An 18,806-nucleotide genomic window follows, 5' to 3' on the forward strand; every position below is an offset into this window, starting at 1 on the left:
GCTTATGCGGCCACGGTGATCGCACCGTCCGCGGCGACGGTCAGCGCTTCTCCACGGTAGGCATCGAACTCGCCGCGGTCGAGCCGCACCGCAACCGGCGTTTCCCAGCCCATTTCGCGGGCGACGATCAGGCCGAGCAGAAGGATGGCGTCCGGCTCATGCAGCACCAGGGCTGCCGGCGCGCGCCCGTTATGGACGAGCTCCATCAGAACGGCAGAGGCCGACGACGAGCCGATCGTGCCCGGCAGGAACAGCACCCGGCCCGAAATCACTTCGCCATGTTGCGGATGGCGCACATCGGCGATGCGCCCGGTCCCGGGATCGACGCCGCCCCAGAAGCTGATCGGCGCCGACAGCACCAGCGCCTCGCCTTCGCCGGGCTTGCCCGGCACCAGGATCTCGGTTGCCGCGCTCATGCGGCAATATCCGAGAAGACAGGCTTGCCGAGAACCGCGCTTTCGACGCAATCGGCAAGCGAGGCGTAGAGCACCGCGTAGCCGGTGTTGCCTGGCGCGTAATGCGCGAACTTGCCCGAATTGGTCATCAGCACGCCGTTGCCCAGGTCCGGCATGATCGGCGTGACCACCACGCATGTGTCGGCGACGATGACGACGCCGCTTGCTTCGAGCCTGCTTCGCCGGCCCTCCTGCTCCAGCAGGGCAAGCGCGTGGCGGCCGGTGCAGGCATAGATAGGCACGGCAAGCCGCCGCCCGGCGATCAGCCGCTCCAGGCTGCCGAATTCGGCGGGCGACAGATGCGGGCTGCCGATCGCCACCGCATCGATCGTCTTGGCCGCCGCCGCGGTGGACAAGCCCGCGCGCGCCTTCGCCGCCATCTGAGGCGTCACGCGGATCACGGCCTCCGGTTCCGGCCCGGCCAGGATCGTTTCGACGTCAGGCGCCTCGGGCGTCACGCCGGCAATGTGGAACAGGCCTACCGCGCCGGAAGATGCGGCCGCCGCGCCGAAGGCTTTCAGCGCGTCCTCGCCGGGATGGCTGCCCACGCCTCTGACGACGCCGATCGCATTACCCACCTCGCGGCCATAGAGGCTGCCCAGGACAGGCCAGGCGACCTCCGAGGCTAGAAAGGAGGGCGACAGGTCCGAGACATCGAAAACGAGCCGTGCGCGGCGATTATCGGGACGGTGCAGGCCGTAATCCGGCGCGCGGCCGGTAAGCGCGCAGGCAATGTCGAGGAAATCGCCATAGCGGTTGGTGCGCGCGCCAAGCACCGAATTGCAGAAGACGACCGCATTGGACTCGCCCCAGGCCACGTCGCTGCCGAGCGCGGGCCTGTGCCCGGCCTGATAGGGCGCGCAGGTCCAGCTCTGTTCGCAGCCGAGCTTGCGATAGGCCTCCATCATCCGCCGCGCCATGCCGCGCCGCGGCTCCGCGAGACGAATGCGCGAACAACCCATAAGGTCGAGCGCTCCGACATTGAGCGTCGAGCGCACCGCCACCTTCGCGCTGCCTTCGACCAGCCTCTCCGCGAACAATGTGCCGGAATCGCCGTGATAGAGCGCCCCGTCGATATGCGCGGAAGCGATCGGGATGAGCCGAGGCGCGCCGAGCAGCCGGGCGCTTTCGGCGACGATACGCATCGCCATTCCGGCGCCATCCTGGCCGGCGGCGATCGCCTGTTCCTGCGGGCTGAGGGAGAGACTCACGACAGCACCTTTTGCATGGTGATGGAGGTCGGCCTGTCATAGCCCGCATGCGCCGTGCGCTCAGTCTCGCGAAAGCCGAGCCGGATGAAGGCTGCATGGTTCGACGTCAGTTCGATACGGGTCTGGAGCTCGATCCTATCCTTGACGCGTTCGCGGGCAAGATCCTCGACCGCCCGCATCAGCCGGGCCCCGATCCCCTGGCCTTGGAGCTGTGGCTCGACCGCGAGTTTACCGATATAGAAGTCCCGCTCCCGCTCCAGCGCGAAGACGCAGCCGACGATGCGGCCGTTCTCGACAGCTATAAAGCCGGCCTCCCGTTTCGCCTTCTCGCCAAGGCCGTCGGCCGTCAAGAGATGCGCCGACGACGGCGGATCGATGACCCCGTCCATATAGGCAAAGGCCCGACGGACCAGCGCGAGCAAGTCATCCCAGCGGTCGAAATCGGCGGCAAGCCGAACTATGGAGGGGCCGACGCTCTGGTCCATGCGCTCAGACGGCCTTGTAGCGGATAGTATCAAAGCGGGCCGTGAGCCCATCGTAGAGCAGCAGCCGCCCGATCAGGGGCTCGCCGATGCCGGTGATCAGCTTGATCGCTTCCATCGCCTCCAGCGCGCCGATGACCCCGGTCAGCGCGCCGACGATGCCCGCGATTGCGCAGGACGGTACCAGCCCTTCGGGAGGCGCTTCTGGGAACAGGTCGCGATAGCTCGGATTGCGCTTGCCCTCGGCGTCTGCCTCGAATGGCTTCAGCACCGTCACCGAGCCGTCGAAGCGGCCAACGGCGGCTGTGACGAGGGGTTTCTCCTCGTTGGCGCAGGCATCGGCGGCCGCGTAGCGCGTTTCGAAATTATCGGAACCGTCGACGACGATATCGTAGCGGGCGACAAGGGCAGGGGCATTCTCCGCCGTCAGCCTCAGGCGATGAGATTCCACCGTGACGTTGGGGTTGATGCGTATGATCGCTTCACGTGCGCTGTCGGTCTTGGCCATGCCGATCGTGTCGCTGCCGTGGATCACCTGCCGCTGCAGGTTGGACAACGAGACCGTGTCGTCGTCGACGATGCCGAGCGTGCCAATCCCGGCCGCGGCGAGATATTCGAGCACCGGCGCGCCGAGCCCGCCGGCGCCGATCACCAGCACCCGCGCCCGTTTGAGCTTCTGCTGGCCCGGCCCGCCGATCTCAGGAAGCACGATGTGGCGGGCATAGCGTTCGAGCTCTTCGTCGGTAAGGGCGGCATCGGTCATAGCCGGATCATATCGTGAGCGGAAAATCTTGTCATGCACGGGCAAAGCGAAGCTTTGTCCCGCCGGGCAAAGCCAGGCTTTGTCCCGCCAAGCAAAGCGAAGCTTTGTCCCGCAGTCCAAGCACCCGCCAGGTTGGTCAGCCGGTCGGACCGACGCTGCCGTGATCGACCGTCAGGAACTGCGCTCGGCCCTCGAGGCTGGAAAACAACGCGGCATCCGTGCCCGTCATGAAGGCCTGGCAATTCAGCTCCTCGAGGATGGAGAACAACGCCGCACGCCGGCCCGCATCGAGATGCGCGGCGATCTCGTCCAGCAGGAGGATCGGCGTCAGGCCCGACATCTCGCCGGTCAGCCTTGCATGCGACAGCACGATGCCTACCAGCAGCGCCTTCTGCTCGCCGGTCGAGCATAGATCGGCCGGCATCGACTTCGGCCGGTGCCGCACGATCAGGTCCGAGCGGTGCGGGCCGTCAAGCGTTCGGCCCGCCGCGCGGTCGCGCTCGCGGCCATTGGCAAGTACGGCGCGATAGCGTTCCTCGACGTCCACCGCCGGTGCGTCGCCGAGCGCGCTTTCCAGGTCGCCCGCGAGGCTGATGTCGGCTTGGGGAAACGGCCCGCTGCCAGGCAGCCTGTCGATCATGGCGGCGAGCAGGCGCACCAGCTCGGCCCGCGCCGCGGCGATCGCCACTCCGGTCTCCGCCATCTGAGTCTCGATCGCGTCGAACCAGGCGCCGTCACGGGAGCCATCGGTAAGCAACCGGTTACGGCCGCGCATCGCCTTCTCATAATCGAGCGCGCGCTGGCCATGGCCGGGGTCGATTGCCAGCACCAGCCGGTCGAGGAAGCGGCGGCGGTCCGCCGCCGGCCCGGGGAACAGTCCATCCATCGCCGGCGTCAGCCAGACGACCCGCAGCCATTCCAGCATATCCTCCGCCGATCGTGCGGGCGCTCCGTTTATCCGCACTCGCCTGCCGCTTTCGCCGGCTGTGTCGCCGCCCGAAACGCCAGTGCCGATCTCGACCTGGCCCTCCGGTCCCTCAACGCGCGCATGCAAGGCAAAGCCGCCATCGCCGCCTTCGCGCGCCACATCCGCATAGGGCGCGCGGCGCAAGCCCCTGCCTGGCGTCAGGAATGAGATTGCTTCCAGCAGATTGGTCTTGCCCGCGCCGTTGTCGCCCGAAAGCACCACCGCGCCGGGGGCGAACTCAAGCGACAACGCCGCGTAATTGCGGAAGTTGGTAAGTACTAGCTTACTTATATAGCTTTGCTGCCGAAGCTGTTTCGCATCCGCGGTCACGGCGACATATATGCCTGTCCCGGACCTAGACCCGCATCGGCATCAGCACGTAGAGCGCGGTTTCGTCGGCCATGTCATGGATCAGCGTCGGGGAGCCGGCATCGGCCAGCATGAACTTGGCTTCCGAACCCGTGAGCTGGGCGGCGACGTCGAGCAGGTATTTGGCGTTGAAGCCGATCTCGATCGGGTCCGACGAATAGTCTGCCGCCAGTTCCTCGGTGGCACTGCCCGAATCCGGATTGTTGACGGCCAAAGTGACCTGGCCGTCATTGATCGACAGCTTCACGGCTCGGCCGCGTTCGGAGGAAATGGTCGAAACGCGGTCGACGGCGGCGGCAAAGCTCTGGCGATCGATGATCAGCTTCTTGTCGTTGCCGGTAGGGATGACGCGCTGGTAGTCGGGGAAGGTGCCGTCGATCAGTTTCGAGGTCAACACCACGCTGCCGATGGTGAAGCGGATCTTGGTGTCCGACAGTTCGGTGGTCACCGGGACGTCGGGGTTGTCGATCAGCTTCTGCAACTCGCTAACCGTCTTGCGCGGAATGATGATGCCGGGCATGCCTTCCGAGCCGGCAGGCGCGTCGATCTCGGCGCGCGCCAGGCGATGCCCGTCTGTAGCCACCGAACGGAGCTTCAGCTTGCCGCCGACTTCAACGGCATGCAGGTAGATGCCATTGAGATAGTAGCGCGTTTCCTCCGTCGAGATGGCGAACTGGGTCTTGTCTATCAGTCCCTTGAGCGCTGCCGATTCCAGCCGGAAGATATGCGAGAACGAGCCGGCCGAAAGCTCCGGGAAGTCGGATTGCGGCAGGCACTGCAGGCGGAAACTCGACCGGCCGGAGGTGACGGTCATAGCGTTGCCGTCCTCGTCCGTCTTCAGCATCACTTCGGCGCCGTCGGAAAGCTTGCGCACGATGTCGTAGAGCAGATGCGCCGGCACCGTCGTCGCGCCGCCGCGCTCGACCTTGGCGGGCGTGGCCTCTGTCACCTCGAGATCGAGGTCGGTAGCCTTCATCTCAAGGCTCGCGCCCTCGGCGCTGAGCAACACGTTGGACAGGATCGGTATGGTGTTGCGCCGCTCGACCACGCGATGGACGTGGTTGAGGGACTTGAGGAGATTTGACCGTTCCAGGATAACACGCATGACGAAACAGGCTCGCTTCAATGAATGAACGGGTCACCGGCGGCCGGCACCCCGCGAAAGCCCTGAAAGGCTTTCAGAATCTCTGTAAGCTGACAGTAAAAAGCCTGCGAACGCAAGCCCGCGGCACCGGTTCCGGCCGGCTGCGCGGGCTTTCTGGGGATAAAGCCGGCGACACGCGTCGCCGGCCATTTTTGCACCGCCTCAAGCCTGGTCGTTGATCAGCCTTCTGAGCAGTTCGAGCTCCTGCGCAAGCGTGTTGTCGGCGCCCGAAAGATCCTCGATCTTGCGCACGGCATGAAGCACTGTCGTGTGGTCGCGGCCGCCGAAACGCCGCCCGATCTCCGGCAATGAGCGCGGCGTCATGACTTTCGACAGATACATGGCGACTTGCCGCGGCTTGACGATGGTGCGCGTGCGCCGGTTCGACAGAAGCTCGGTCTTTGACACGTTATAGTGGCGCGCCACGATGCGCTGGATGTCCTCGATGCGCACCCGCTTCGGCTCGCCCGAGCGGTAGATGTGGCCGAGGATCTCGTCAATGCGGTCTATCGTGATCTGGGGTTCGAAGGACTGGCGGAACAAGAGCTGGTTGAAGGCGCCTTCAAGCTCGCGTCCACTGCCGGTCACAGTGCGGGCGACATGCTCCAGGATCTCGTCCGAAATGTCCAGCGAGGTGTCATCGGACCCGGCCGTGGCGCGGCGCAGCTTCAGCATGCCCAGCCGCATGGCGAAATCCGGGGCCGACATTTCCAGCGCCACGCCTCCATTGAGGCGCGAACGCACGCGCGGCTCCAGCGATTCCAGTTCCGACGGCGGCCGGTCGGCCGCGACCACCACCTGCTTGGCGCTGTCGAGCAGCATGTTGATCAGGTGGCAGAACTCATGCTGGATCGATTTGCCCTGCAGGAACTGCATGTCGTCGATGATCAGGAGATCGATGTCGCGCAGTTGCTCCTTCAACGTCAGCGCGTTGTTGTCGCGGATCGCGGTGGCGAAGCGCCACATGAAATACTCCGCCGTCAGATAAACGACGCGCGACTTGGGATTATGCCGCAGCGACTCCGCCGCGATCGCCTGCAACAGGTGCGTCTTGCCGAGCCCCACTGTCGCATGCAGGAAAAGCGGGTTGAAACGCACCGCACTCGACTGCGATTCCGCCACGGCCCTGGCCGCGGCGAAGGCCACCCTGTTCGACGGTCCCTCGATGAAGGAGGCGAACGTGTAGCGCGGGTCGAGCGGCGACCCCAGCACATTGTGCCGGAACTCCGGTTCCGCGGACGCGCCCTGGCGGGGCGTCGGCACCCGCTGTTCCACTCGTCCGGCGCTCGCGGTGCCGTTGGCGAGCGCGGTATGCGTCTGCTTTGTCATCTTGCGCGCCGGCGCGATTTCCGGCTCGACATGGTTGCGCCCCTGGCGCGTTGCGGTGCGCACGACGATCTCGATCTTGAGGACGTCGGAATCCTCATGCCGCCACAGCTCCGCGATAAGCTCGAGATAGTGGCCGTTGATCCAGGATCGCAGGAAGGCCGTCGGCACCGAGATGCGGACAATGCCGCGGGAGGCCTCGGCGACCTTCATACGTCCAAACCAGCTCGAATAAACCTCGGCCCCGAGGCGCGCCTTCAACTGGGTCTTGACCCGCTCGAACTTCTGTTCCGCGTCGCTGGATGCCGCCACGTCGTCTCCCCCGACAAGAGTTGCTGAAAATGGGAGGTCGCCCACCATCTCCCTTTCAATGCCGCTTTGCATGATCAAAGTTCCTTGCCTTCTCGTACCCATTTCCCGCCGGGGATGCGCCTCCTGCATCCTTGGCCCGGCGACCTCATTTGCTGCGCTCACCGCCGCCGCCGGCAATGGTTGTCGCAGCTCGCGCAAAGGACCAGCCGCCGGCTCCGCACGCCGGCCTTCAACAAAGACAAGGCAATACTTCTCCCTCCGGCGAAAACGCCGGTGAGACATCGACTGCCATGTACAATTACGCCAGTCCCCTACCCGCACCGAAGAGACAAACCAAGCCTCACGCGGAATTGCTCCACGTCATGAATTCCGCCATTTTCTGCTGGCCGATTCAGGCTGGGTCAGGGGCTAGAGCCCATCCCTTCGATGGATGGGACATTACCGAAATCGCTGTGGATAGGGCAAGGCCACATCTAACGGTTTTTTAACGAATCTGGTCGCCGGACGGGGCTTGAAATCAGGTGCGGCGAGGGCACTTTTTGACAAAGCCATTGTGATTCAAACCCTTTTCCGGAGAATATGAAAAAGGCCGCCCGAAACGAAATATTCTGAAATAATTCTCTTGACAGCAACTTCTCCCCCGCTGCCGGACCTTGAGTTGAACAAGCTGTGGATGACCGGCTGCAAGCCTTTGAAAAAAATAATGATTTTTTGCCAGTCAAATCTGGGCAGGCACCAGGGGAAGGGCTTGCCGGCATCGGCGGCGCTGACTATGCCGGCAAAACATTACTGGCATGGGAATCGCGTCCCAAGCGTTGCTTGCGAGCCAATTTTTTAAGTACTTGCCGGCAAACGAAAAAACCCGGCCTCTGCGGCCGGGTTCAACATCGATCGGTTAAGGATTATTTCGGTCAGGCCGACAGCGTCTTGACCCGCTGGGCCAGCCGCGAAACCTTGCGGGAAGCCGTGTTCTTGTGGACGACGCCCTTGGTGGCGGCGCGCATCAGTTCCGGCTCAGCAGCCTTGAAGGCTGCCACCGCCGCCGCCTTGTCACCGGCGGCCAGCGCCTCTTCGACCTGGCGGACATAGGTGCGGACGCGCGAGCGGCGGTTCTTGTTGACCGCAGCGCGGCGGGCGATCTTGCGCGTAGCCTTTTTGGCCGAGGAAGTGTTGGCCATGATGCCTCTCTTCTGATCTGGTGAGCGCCAGCGATGTCGCAGGGCGCAAAAAAACAAACGGGCAGCCACGGGGCCGCCTCGGTTGGTGGGGCTTATAGTTCAGCTTTTCCGGCTCGTCAACGCCGCTTCGCGGTCTTTTTGGGCCTCGATGCTGTCCTGCAAAATCGCGGCCACCTGGGCGAAGACCTTAGCGGTTCGTGAAATTGGGCTTTCGCTTTTCGACGAAGGCGGCCATGCCTTCTTTCTGGTCGTCGAGCGCAAACAGCGAATGGAACAGGCGGCGCTCGAAGCGCAGCCCCTCGGCCAGCGTCGTCTCGTAGGCGCGGTTGACGGCCTCCTTGGTCATCATGACCGAAGGCATTGAGAATTCGGCGATCTTCGTCGCCGCCTTCAGCGCTTCGCCGAGCAACTCCGCGACGGGGACCACCCGCGACACCAGTCCGCAACGCTCGGCCTCGGCCGCATCCATCATGCGCCCTGTCAGGCACATATCCATCGCCTTGGACTTGCCGACGAAGCGGGTGAGCCGCTGGAATCCGCCCATGCCCGGCATGACGCCGAGCGTGATTTCTGGCTGGCCGAACTTGGCGTTGTCGCCGGCGATGATGAAGTCGCACATCATGGCCAGTTCGCAGCCGCCGCCGAGCGCATAGCCCGCGACCGCCGCGACGATGGGCTTGCGCGTTCGCGTGAATTCTTCCCAGCCGACGAAAAAATCCTGCGTGTAGGCGTCGGCGAAGGACATCGCCTGCATTTCCTTGATGTCGGCTCCGGCGGCGAACGCCTTTTCCGAGCCCGTGAGAACCATGGCGCCGATCCCCGCATCGGCGTTGAATGCGCCAGCCGCCGCCACCACCTCCGCGAGAACCTGCGAATTCAGCGCATTGAGCGCCTTGGGCCGGTTCAGCGTGATCAGTCCGACCCTGCCGCGCGTCTCGACGAGAATGGTTTCATAAGCCATGGCTTCGCTTCCTCCGGCGGCACTGGGATGATCGGTACCCGTTCCTAGCTTACCGCTGACAGGTCCGGCAATAGAAGGTCGAGCGGCCGCTTTGCACGATGCGCTCGATGTGGCCCCGGCAGCCCGGCTTCGGGCATGGCTCCCCCTCGCGATCGTAGACCGCGAAGGAATGCTGGAAATAGCCAAGCGATCCGTCGGCCTGGACATAGTCGCGAAGCGAGGAGCCTCCGGCGGCGATCGCGTCGGCGATGACCGAGCGGATCGCCTCGGCAAGGCGCTCGCTTTGTTCCTTCGCTTTCTTGGCCGACCCGGCAATGGTGCCGGCTTCGCGCAGCGGCGAGAGGCCGGCGCGCCACAAGGCTTCCGCCACATATATGTTGCCAAGCCCGGCGATCAGCCTCTGATCGAGCAGCGCCGCCTTGAGCGGCGATCTGCGTCCGTCGAGCAGCGACGCGAGCAGCGCCCCGTCAAGCGCGTTGCCGGTCGGCTCCACGCCCAGCCCGGCCAGCATCGGATGCGTGTCCGGCGCGCCTTCGGCAAACAGCATGAAGCCGAAGCGGCGCGGGTCGTTGAAGATGACGCGCGAACGCTCGCCCCTCGGCGAGACGACGTCGAACACGACATGGTCATGCGCCGCGATCTTCGAACGCTGGTGATGGAAGGAGCCGGGGGTGCCGCCGCTCCCGTCGGATTCGACCCGGAACGACCCCGACATGCCGAGATGGCAGATCAGCGTCGGGCCGTTCTCGACATGCATGGTCAGATATTTGGCGCGTCGGCCAAGCGCCGTCACGGTCTTGCCGGTCAGCCGCTGCGAAAAGCGTTCGGGAAAAGGGAAGCGGAGGTCGGGCCTGCGCGCCTCGACCTTGACGAGCCGCGCCCCTTCGAGCACGGGCTGCAGTCCGCGCCGGACGGTTTCGACTTCAGGCAGTTCAGGCATGGTCGCCTATCGTCGCTAGGAAGGAGGTCCCGTGGCGGCCGGCTGCGAGGCCAAGGTGATCCGCGACGGTCTCGCCGATATCGGCGAAGGTAGGTCTCAGGCCGATGTCGCCCCCCTTCAGGCCCGGCCCGACGCCGATCACCGGAACACGCTCGCGCGTATGGTCGGTGCCGCGCCAGGTCGGGTCGTTGCCGTGATCGGCGGTGAGGATCAGGAGGTCGCCCGGCCGGGCGCGCGACAGCGCCTCCGGCAGCCGGCGATCGAAGGCTTCTAGCGCGGCCGCATAGCCGGCGACGTCGCGCCGGTGCCCGAATTCGGTGTCGAAATCGACGAAATTGGCGAAGACCAGGTCGCCCTCGCCGGCATCGTCCATCGCGCCGAGCGCCGTGTCGAACATCGCCATGTTGCCGCCCGCCTTGCGCACCTCCGAGATACCGCGATGGGCGAAGATGTCACCGATCTTGCCCACGGCGATGACCTTGCTGCCGCGGCCGGTCAGCCGGTCGAGCAGTGTCTCCTCCGGCGGCGGCACGGCATAGTCGCGGCGGTTGTGGGTGCGCTGGAACGTAGCCGGTGTCTCGCCCACGAAAGGACGCGCGATCACCCGTCCGATCTTCAGGGGGTCGACCAGCCGGCGCACCGTCAGGCAAAGCGCATAAAGCCTGTCGAGGCCGAAATGCGTCTCATGCGCGGCGATCTGCAACACGGAATCGACCGATGTGTAGCAGATTGGTTTGCCAGTTCGGATATGCTCTTCGCCGAGCCGTTCGATGATCTCGGTTCCGGGCGCATGGCAATTGCCGAGGATGCCCGGCAACTTGCCTTCGCCGATGATCGCTTCGGTCAGCTCAGCCGGAAAGGCCGGCACGGTGTCGGGAAAATAACCCCAGTCGAAGCGCACGGGCAGGCCGGCGATCTCCCAGTGACCGGAGGGTGTATCCTTGCCGCTCGATACTTCCTGGGCGGCTCCGTGGAAGGACGAGGCAAGCAACGGCGGATTGATGTCGAGCGCAAGCCCGGTCGCCGTCCGTGCCGCCCTGCCAAGCCCGAGCGACATCATGTTGGGCACGGCGAGCGGACCTTTGCGCAGGCCTTGCCGATCGGCGCGACCTTCTCCACAGGCCTGGAAAATATGTCCGAACGTGTCGGCGCCGGCATCGCCGTAGCGTTCGGCATCGGCCGCGCCGCCGATGCCGAAAGAATCGAGAACGAACAGGAAAGCGCGCGCCATTGGTATCATTGTTGTCAGTCCTGGTCGCCAGACATAAGGTTCCCCGGCGGTGTTGGCAAATCGGAAACCAAACCGCAACCGCTTCGCGCCATAGTTGCGACGAGGCACGGATGCGGCGGGAGCAGGGCGAGCATGGCGAGGCGCGGCAAAACCGCGGCAAGGCAGGTCGTGAAAATATGCGCGGCCGCGCTCGTGGCGTTAGGCGCCGCTTCCTGGCCGGCATGCGCCGACTGGCGTGACGACATCGGCACGTTCCGCATTGGCATTGTCGCCGAGCCGGGTGGCGGCAACACCGTCTCCGGGCTTTCACGCCTGACGGACGCCTATGCCGATGCGCTGGGCATGAGGGTCGAGTTCGTCGTTGCGCGCGACTACGCCGCGCTGATCGAGGCGCAGGCGAGTGGGCGCGTGCAATACGCGATCTATTCGGCTCTCGCCTATGCCACGGCCTCCGAGCGCTGCGGCTGTGTCGAACCGCTGGTGGCTCCGGTCGATGCCGACGGCGCCGTCGGCATCCGCTCCGTCCTGGTGACGCGCGACGGCAGGCTGCCGGGTCTTGCCGCCATCGCTTCACATCGGATCGCGATCGCGCCGGCCGACAATGTCGGCGGCGCGTTGCTGCCGCTGGCGGCCCTTTCCGCCCAAGGCGTCAAGATTGCGCAGGATTCGCCGTTCCTGGCACGCGCTGCTTCGGCCACCGGCGCGGAGACGATGTTGAGCGGCGGCGAGGTGGACGGCCTGTTCGGCTGGGAGCCGGCCGACGCCGACGGCCAACCCGCCCGTTCCCGCGGCACGGTCGCGCGGCTGGAGGCCGCGGGCATCCCCGAGGCGTCGCTCCGGCTGTTGTGGACGTCGGGCTTGCTGCGCTACGGCCCGCACGCGGTGCGCAGCGATCTCGATCCGGAGGCAAAACGGCGGCTGACGGTCTTCCTGACCAATGTCAAATCACAGACGCCCGATGTCTACGACCTGCTCGAGCGGGCGCATTCCGGCGGCTTTGCGCCGGCTGCGCAGAAGGATTATGCGATGGCTCTGGCGATCGTGCGGCGGGAAACGGCCGCAAAAGAATAGCCTGTCAGCAGTCGCTGCAGGGAATCGTCGGGCTCCGGCGAGGCCGCAGGTAGTAGGTTTCGCTCATCGATATGTTGTTGAAGGCCGAGGTCAGCCCGAGCGTCTGCGAATTGTTGGCGGACCAGGTGATGATCGGTTTGTAGCCAAGGTCGCTTTCCACCCTCACCAGGAAGGTGTTGCGGATACTCAGCGTCGAGGGAACCGTGGTGATGGTGTCTTTTGCCGCGTCGACGCTGTAGGTGGTGCCCACGAGCTTGCGCGACCAAGCGACCTGCACCCTCGGCGACGCCTCGTCCGTTATCTGTATGCCCGTGATGATGATCGTCGGCAAAGAACGGTTGTAAGGCTGCAGCGTCGATGTGCCGATCTTCATCATCGCGTCGAGATCGGCCTTCATGACCGTCTGCTGTTGAGTTACGAGGTCGGCAACCATGCTGCCGATGCGGCTGACCTTCTTGCTGGTCTCGATGGCCTGCGAGGCCTCCATCGTGATGAAATACATGATGAGGAGCACCGGCACGATGAACGCGAACTCGATCGCCGCGATTCCGCGGCGATCGCGGCGGAACCGCCCCGCCGTTGCCGAGATCCATCGCAGTGCCCCCGCACTATGCATATCGTCCTCCACGCCGCGGCTTGGCCGTCGAGCAGTCTCAATTGTCGTTGAACGGTTCGTTCTGCCAGGTCACGGACGCGAAATGCAGCGTGTTGCCGTTCTTCAGATTGGCCATCGACTTGGCCATGAAGTCGGTCATCACCGGCCATTTGTAGAATACCCGCAGCATGTTGATGGACTCCGCCAGTCCCGGAGAGACGGTAGGGGTCGTCGAGGTCGTGCCTTGCGTCAGCACGATATCCCCATCCACGATCTTGAAGCCTGCCGTGGCAGCGTCGGCGAAACTCGAATATTCGCGCAGATCGACCAGCAGTGGAGCATTCGGTCCGGTATCGGTGCAGTTGTTGGAAACCATGATCTGCAGTTGATTGCAGATCAGTTGCTTGATGGAGGCTTCGGTGACGTTCGTCTTCTGCAACTGCCCGGTTCGCAACTGACGGGCCACGTCATCGGTGGCATTGGCCATTACCTCCTGGCCGGCGAAGGAGATGCAGCTCTCCAGGATAGCGAACACGAGCAGCGCGAACGGTATGGCCAGCATCGCGAATTCCATAGCCGTGCTGCCGCGTCTGTCGCTGAAGAAACCGGGGCCGGATTTGGCGCGCGCCTCGCCGTCCATTCCGTTGCCGGATGTGCCACCCTTGCTCATTTAAGTTCCTGCCGATCCCTTAGCGGTACCGGCGGCAAGGTTAGCGAAAACCCATTGAGGTCCGGTTTGGATGATCGTTAAATTCGCCGGGCAAGCTTTAAGCTGTCTTTAAGGCCAGCATGGGAGCCCCAGGTTGGAGTTCAGTGCGCGGCGCTTATTTCGGATTCGGAAGCCTTCTCGGCCTCGGTCTTGTAAGCACTCTCGCAATAGGGAGTGCAGGACATGGTCTGGACTTCGGCGCGCCTGTAGATTCGCACCGAGGAAGCAGCCTGTCGCACGACGGTCACCTGTTCATCGATGATAGGGCTGCCGTCCGAGTCGAGCACGACCAGATTGGTGACACCGAAACCCTTGCCGGTGAGGACGATGGTCGAGGCGTCTTGCACGGAGGCGTCGGCGATCGCAGGATTGCCGATGACAACAGTGTCGGCCGCGCGTGCCAATTTGACGATCTTCGCCTGGTTCATGGTGACTTCGATGCCCGCGCCGGCCCTGGCCGGGATGACAAAGGCAGCAACTGCCAGCAACGCGGCGACTGGAAACAGCGATCTCGACAACGTCATTGAAGCGCTCCGGGCGGGCAGATTCTTCAACGGAACATGAACGAGATTGGTGAACCAACGGTTAAACCGTGCCGGATGTCCATATAGAACGGTCTGCCCCAGGCTTCGCGCACCGATTGTAATCGCTGTTTAGTAATATTGCGGGAGCCGCTGGTTTCCTGGGCCCACACATGGCCGACGGCGCTTAGCCCACGGTTAACCACGCAGCGGGTTCGCTACGGGAAAGGAATCGGTAAGGCTGTTTATTAAGCCGATCGAAACGGCTTTTCCCTAGATTCGCGACATCCGATCAACCGCCAGAGAAGTTGACGGAAGTGCTGTAACACGTGGAGTAGGAGCTCTCGAATGTCTAATCTCATTGCACGTTTCGTGAAGGACGAATCCGGCGCGACCGCCATCGAATACGGTCTGATCGCCGCTCTCATCGCGCTCGCCATCATGATCGGAGCTGGCGCGCTCGGCACCTCGCTGAACGCCAAGTTCCAGAACATTGCCAACACGCTCAACGGCGCCGGCGGCTGAAAGCTGACGAGCCGGGCGATAAAATCGCGCGTTCGAATGAAGGGGCCGCCTAGGGCGGCCCTTTTCTTGTTCAGCAGACGATTTGAACGTCCAGCCTCACCGATCGTTAATCCAGCGCGCCTACGATGCCGCTGAGAAATCTGGCCCGGGGGCACGCCGCATCCATGCTTGAAGCCGTGATCTTCGTCATCTTTCCTTTCTGCATGCTCTTTGCGGCGATCTCCGACACATTGTCGATGACGATCGCCAACCGCGTTCCCGTGCTGCTGGTGGCGACATTCGGGCTTGTCGCGCCACTCACCGGCATGGACTGGGCGACCTATGGCTGGCACTTTGCGGCCGGCGCCCTGGTGCTGGTGACGACATTCGGCTTCTTTGCGCTTGGCGGCATGGGCGGCGGCGACGCCAAGCTTCTGGCCGCGACGGCTCTTTGGATGGGCCTCAACATCAACCTGGTCGGCTATCTGGTGACGTCATCCGTCATCGGCGGCCTGCTGACCGTCGCAATCCTCGCTTACCGGAAATCGCCGCTGGCCATGTATACCGGCCACAGCCGCTTCCTGCGCAACTTCGCCGACGAAAGCGTGGGCATACCCTATGGCGTCGCGCTTGGCGCGGGAGGGCTGATCACCTTTCCGGATTCGCCGCTGATGGTCTGGGCGCTGCATAGGCTCGCGGCGTAGGCTTGGCGAACATCGAGGCCGGCGATCCCCGGGCGGCATAGCCGGCTTTGCTAGATGCCCAGGCGGCGTTAGCCGCCTTTGTTAGACGCCGAGGCGGCCCGCGCCGCCTTTTTTGTTAACGCCGGGCCGTTAGATCTAATTTGAGTAAACCTTAAATTAATCACGATCGTAAGCATTGCATTAACCTTGTTTTGACGATTGCACCTGCAAAGTCCGGCCTGGCGAGGTGGTTTGCCACGAGGCGAAGGGTTTCGGACGAATGCCAGCATCCCGATTGATTATTCTGGGCGTGGCTGCGGTCGCGGCGGGTGGCGCGGGCTATGTCGCGAAGAACATGGTCACCACGCCGCCGCCCCAGGTCATTGTCGACGCGCCAAGGCAGCCGGCGATCGCACTGCAGGACGTGCTGGTGCTTTCGGGCGACGTGGCGATGGGCAGCCAGCTCGGCAAGAACATCAGTTGGGAACAGTGGCCTGCCGACGGCGTCAATGCCAATTTCATCACGCGCGCCGCCGAACCTGACGCGATCGAGAAGCTCAAGGGCTCCGTGGCGCGCGTCGCGATGTACACCGGCGAGCCGCTGCGCCGCTCCAAGCTCGTGGGCGAGGGGCAGAGCTTCATGTCGTCGATCCTGCCTTCCGGTATGCGCGCCGTCGCCACGGCGATATCGGCCGACACATCCGCCGGCGGCTTCATCCTGCCCAACGACTTCGTCGACGTCATCATGACCCGGCGCGCCGACACCGGCAATGGCGGCAGCGGTTTCAATACCGCGACGATTCTCAAGAACATCCGCGTGCTGGCCATCGACCAGACCATCCAGGAAGACGAGGAAGGCAAGAAGACCAGGGTCGGCCAGACAGCGACGCTGGAGCTGACGCCTCAGCAGGCTGAGATCATCACAGTGGCGCAGCAGATGGCAGACCGCCTGACGCTCGCGCTGCGTCCGATCACCGATATCCACGAAAAGAATACGGACGAAGCCGACTACCTGGTCAGCGGCAATGGCCGCCGCGGGACGGTGCGTCTGATCAAGTCGGGCGAAGTCTCCGAGGTGGGAGCAAGAAAATGAGCCTCAACGGTAAACTGCTGCCCTTCCTGTCCGCCGCGGCGATCGGCCTGCTCCTGATCGGCAACGCCGCCTCGGGGCTGGTCGAAGCAAAGGCCGCGAGCGCCAGCGTATCGGCCTCCGTCGCCACGCAGCGCGTCAAGCTCGGCCTCAACAAGTCGGTGGTCATCGATCTGCCGAACGACGCCTACGACATCCTCGTCGCCAATCCCGCGGTTGCAGATGCCGTGACCCGCACGGCGCGTCGCATCTACCTGTTCGGCAAGGCGGTGGGCGAAACCAACATCTTTGTCTTCGGACCCAATGGCGAGCAGATCGTCAGCCTGGACCTGGCCGTCGAGCGCGACGTTGCCGGGCTGGAGGACTATCTGAAGCGCTTCATCCCATCGTCGCAGATCAAGGTAGAACTCCTCAACGACAACGTTGTCCTCACCGGCACGGTCGACACGCCTCTCGATGCCAAGCGAGCCGTCGACCTGGCGACCATCTTCGTATCCGGTGGTGAAGCGACGACGGGTCAGTATTCGCAGACCGCCGCCGGCGGCTCGGTCAACGGCGGTGTCGACATCAACAACCCCGACCAGCAGCGCCGGGTCTCGAAAATTGTCAACCTCCTGCAGATCATCGGCGACGACCAGGTGACGCTCAAGGTGACCGTCGCGGAAGTGAGCCGCTCGGTGATGAAGCAACTCGGCGTCAATATGGTTGGCAACGGGGGAAGCAACGGGATCAGTTACGGCGCGATCAGCGACAATTTCATGGGCTTGGGTAAACAGCTGTCGAATTCGGGCGCGACCATCGGCAGCTCGTCACTGACAGCTTACATCAATGCCATGGAGCAGTCGGGGGTCATGAAGACATTGGCCGAACCGACCCTGACCGCCGTCTCCGGCGAGAAGGCCACATTTAAGGTTGGCGGCGAGTACAATATGGTGAGCGGTGTCACGGCCAATGTGTCCACCGACAATCAGACCGGCCTAAAGAACTATACGATGGACAAGATCGAGTACGGTATCGGTCTGGAATTCCAGCCGGTGGTTCTCTCGCCGGGTCGCATCAGCCTGAAAGTCAGGACAGCCGTCTCTGAGCCGACCACCGAGGAATCCGTATCGCTTTCCTCCGGCGTGACGAGCCCCGGCACCAACATCCTGTCGTTGCGTAAGCGCCTTGCGGATACGACGGTCGAATTGCCCTCCGGCGGCTCGATGATGATCGCTGGCCTGGTCCGCGACGACGTGAGGCAAGCTGTCGCTGGACTGCCTGGTCTCTCCAAGATCCCTGTCCTCGGCACGCTCTTCCGAAGCAAGGACTTTGTGCGCAACGAGAGTGAACTCGTCATCATCATCACGCCCTATTTGACACGGCCGGTGGCGCGCAACGATCTCGCCAAGCCGGATGACAATTTCAATCCTGCGAGCGACGGCGCCGGCATGTTCCTCGGCCGCGTCAACCGCGTCTACGGCACAATGCAGACAGACAAGCCCGCCGGCCGTTACCACGGCGTCGTCGGCTTCATCTACAAATGAGTGGGAATGCGGATATGTCCAAGTCAGCATCGAAGGTCGTGACGATCCGGGCGGTATCCGGCATCGCAAGAGTCCGTCGCTCGGCGCTCCCGGCCCTGGCGGTCGCGCTTGCTGCGTCGCTCGCCGGATGCGCCAACCGCGACAGCATCACTGTCGGATCGATCCCGGATGATTACCGCACGACCCATCCGATCGTCATCGCCGAGAAGAACCAGAAGATCGACCTGCCCGTCGGCGCCGGCGACCGCGGCATGACCGGCGCGCAGCGCGACGCGCTGCTCGGCTTTCTCGACGGATACGACAGGAGCGCCGCCCCGGCGCTGACGATCGCGATGCCTGCCGGCTCCGCGAACGAGGCTGCCGCCCGCGCTGCCGGCCGCGATTTCGCCCGGCTCGCCATGGCGGCGGGCGTCAAGCGCGACCGTATCGCCATGACATCCTACCAGTCGGCTGTGCCGGAGGCGTCCGCGCCGGTGCGCGTCTCCTTCGTCGCGGTGAGAGCCCAGACCGACAAATGCGGACGCTGGCCCGCCGACCTCCTGGAGACGTCGGAGAACAAGCACTATGCCGACTTCGGCTGCTCCTACCAGAACAATCTTGCGGCGCAGGTGGACAATCCCAACGATCTCATCGGTCCGCGCAAGCAGTCCGAGATCGATGCAGAAAATCGGGGCGCGGTGATCGACAAGTATCGCGCACGGGGAATCTCGGACGAGTTCCTTGGCAACTCGGAAGTGACTTACTGAGCGGCCGGACGACGAAGAGAGC

20 protein-coding genes are annotated in these 18,806 nt (G+C 63.8%); 6 read left to right on the forward strand and 14 right to left on the reverse strand.

The window, feature by feature from the left end:
- Window positions 1-2: 2 nt before the first annotated feature.
- From ACR64R_RS26185 to ACR64R_RS26235, 11 genes are all read right to left on the reverse strand, one after another.
- Entirely contained in the window at window positions 3-416 is a 414-nt protein-coding gene (locus ACR64R_RS26185) for an aconitase X swivel domain-containing protein (RefSeq protein ID WP_487359131.1), read from the reverse strand.
- Window positions 413-1,666, reverse strand: coding sequence for an aconitase X (locus ACR64R_RS26190; protein WP_487359132.1), 1,254 nt, complete (start codon window positions 1,664-1,666; stop codon window positions 413-415). Before ACR64R_RS26190 ends, ACR64R_RS26185 begins: the two co-directional genes overlap by 4 nt.
- Window positions 1,663-2,151, reverse strand: coding sequence for a GNAT family N-acetyltransferase (locus ACR64R_RS26195; RefSeq protein WP_487359133.1), 489 nt, complete (start codon window positions 2,149-2,151; stop codon window positions 1,663-1,665). The genes ACR64R_RS26190 and ACR64R_RS26195 overlap by 4 nt, the downstream gene beginning before the upstream one ends.
- A 4-nt stretch (window positions 2,152-2,155) precedes the next feature.
- Window positions 2,156-2,911, reverse strand: a complete 756-nt coding sequence (locus tag ACR64R_RS26200) for a molybdopterin-synthase adenylyltransferase MoeB (protein WP_487359134.1) — start codon at window positions 2,909-2,911, stop codon at window positions 2,156-2,158.
- 136 nt (window positions 2,912-3,047) lie between these two features.
- Window positions 3,048-4,208, reverse strand: a complete 1,161-nt coding sequence (gene recF, locus ACR64R_RS26205) for a DNA replication/repair protein RecF (protein WP_487359135.1) — start codon at window positions 4,206-4,208, stop codon at window positions 3,048-3,050.
- Between the two features lie 25 nt (window positions 4,209-4,233).
- Window positions 4,234-5,352, reverse strand: a complete 1,119-nt coding sequence (gene dnaN, locus ACR64R_RS26210; protein ID WP_487359136.1) for a DNA polymerase III subunit beta — start codon at window positions 5,350-5,352, stop codon at window positions 4,234-4,236.
- 201 nt (window positions 5,353-5,553) lie between these two features.
- A complete protein-coding gene (gene dnaA, locus ACR64R_RS26215) occupies window positions 5,554-7,029 on the reverse strand; it encodes a chromosomal replication initiator protein DnaA (protein WP_487359137.1) in 1,476 nt (491 codons plus the stop codon).
- 911 nt (window positions 7,030-7,940) lie between these two features.
- Window positions 7,941-8,207 carry a 30S ribosomal protein S20 gene (gene rpsT, locus ACR64R_RS26220; RefSeq protein ID WP_140645317.1) on the reverse strand — a complete coding sequence of 89 codons (267 nt, stop codon included), beginning with the start codon at window positions 8,205-8,207 and terminating at the stop codon, window positions 7,941-7,943.
- A gap of 187 nt (window positions 8,208-8,394) precedes the next feature.
- The gene (locus tag ACR64R_RS26225; protein WP_487359138.1) at window positions 8,395-9,168 is read right to left on the reverse strand and encodes an enoyl-CoA hydratase; all 774 of its coding nucleotides are present in this window, start codon (window positions 9,166-9,168) and stop codon (window positions 8,395-8,397) included.
- Between the two features lie 49 nt (window positions 9,169-9,217).
- Window positions 9,218-10,108 carry a bifunctional DNA-formamidopyrimidine glycosylase/DNA-(apurinic or apyrimidinic site) lyase gene (mutM, locus tag ACR64R_RS26230; RefSeq protein ID WP_487359139.1) on the reverse strand — a complete coding sequence of 297 codons (891 nt, stop codon included), beginning with the start codon at window positions 10,106-10,108 and terminating at the stop codon, window positions 9,218-9,220.
- Window positions 10,101-11,339 carry a phosphopentomutase gene (locus ACR64R_RS26235; RefSeq protein ID WP_487359140.1) on the reverse strand — a complete coding sequence of 413 codons (1,239 nt, stop codon included), beginning with the start codon at window positions 11,337-11,339 and terminating at the stop codon, window positions 10,101-10,103. The genes mutM and ACR64R_RS26235 overlap by 8 nt, the downstream gene beginning before the upstream one ends.
- Before the next feature lie 132 nt (window positions 11,340-11,471).
- Here ACR64R_RS26235 and ACR64R_RS26240 point away from each other — a divergent pair, with 132 nt between their 5' ends.
- Window positions 11,472-12,410, forward strand: coding sequence for a phosphate/phosphite/phosphonate ABC transporter substrate-binding protein (locus ACR64R_RS26240; RefSeq protein WP_487359141.1), 939 nt, complete (start codon window positions 11,472-11,474; stop codon window positions 12,408-12,410).
- Window positions 12,411-12,414: 4 nt separating this feature from the next.
- Here ACR64R_RS26240 and ACR64R_RS26245 read toward each other — a convergent pair whose 3' ends face one another.
- The 3 genes from ACR64R_RS26245 to ACR64R_RS26255 all read right to left on the reverse strand — a co-directional run bounded on the left by ACR64R_RS26245 (window position 12,415) and on the right by ACR64R_RS26255 (window position 14,238).
- Complete coding sequence (locus ACR64R_RS26245) at window positions 12,415-13,026, reverse strand: TadE/TadG family type IV pilus assembly protein (RefSeq protein ID WP_487359142.1); 612 nt, start codon at window positions 13,024-13,026, stop codon at window positions 12,415-12,417.
- Between the two features lie 37 nt (window positions 13,027-13,063).
- Window positions 13,064-13,645, reverse strand: a complete 582-nt coding sequence (locus ACR64R_RS26250; protein WP_487362553.1) for a TadE/TadG family type IV pilus assembly protein — start codon at window positions 13,643-13,645, stop codon at window positions 13,064-13,066.
- 170 nt (window positions 13,646-13,815) lie between these two features.
- On the reverse strand, window positions 13,816-14,238 hold the full coding sequence (locus ACR64R_RS26255; RefSeq protein ID WP_487359143.1) for a pilus assembly protein N-terminal domain-containing protein: 423 nt from the start codon (window positions 14,236-14,238) through the stop codon (window positions 13,816-13,818).
- Window positions 14,239-14,583: 345 nt separating this feature from the next.
- On the opposite strand from ACR64R_RS26255, the gene ACR64R_RS26260 reads away from it, so the two are divergent.
- The 5 genes from ACR64R_RS26260 (at window position 14,584) to ACR64R_RS26280 (ending at window position 18,784) form a co-directional block, all read left to right on the forward strand.
- On the forward strand, window positions 14,584-14,760 hold the full coding sequence (locus ACR64R_RS26260; RefSeq protein ID WP_487359144.1) for a Flp family type IVb pilin: 177 nt from the start codon (window positions 14,584-14,586) through the stop codon (window positions 14,758-14,760).
- Between the two features lie 164 nt (window positions 14,761-14,924).
- The gene (locus ACR64R_RS26265; RefSeq protein WP_487359145.1) at window positions 14,925-15,443 is read left to right on the forward strand and encodes an A24 family peptidase; all 519 of its coding nucleotides are present in this window, start codon (window positions 14,925-14,927) and stop codon (window positions 15,441-15,443) included.
- Between the two features lie 259 nt (window positions 15,444-15,702).
- Window positions 15,703-16,515 (forward strand): Flp pilus assembly protein CpaB, encoded by an 813-nt coding sequence (cpaB, locus tag ACR64R_RS26270; protein ID WP_487359146.1) that lies wholly within the window; start codon window positions 15,703-15,705, stop codon window positions 16,513-16,515.
- On the forward strand, window positions 16,512-18,038 hold the full coding sequence (locus ACR64R_RS26275) for a type II and III secretion system protein family protein (RefSeq protein ID WP_487359147.1): 1,527 nt from the start codon (window positions 16,512-16,514) through the stop codon (window positions 18,036-18,038). Before cpaB ends, ACR64R_RS26275 begins: the two co-directional genes overlap by 4 nt.
- 14 nt (window positions 18,039-18,052) lie before the next feature.
- Entirely contained in the window at window positions 18,053-18,784 is a 732-nt protein-coding gene (locus ACR64R_RS26280; protein WP_487359148.1) for a CpaD family pilus assembly protein, read from the forward strand.
- Window positions 18,785-18,806 lie beyond the last annotated feature (22 nt).

Source organism: Mesorhizobium sp. MC2-1-1 (assembly GCF_057597255.1).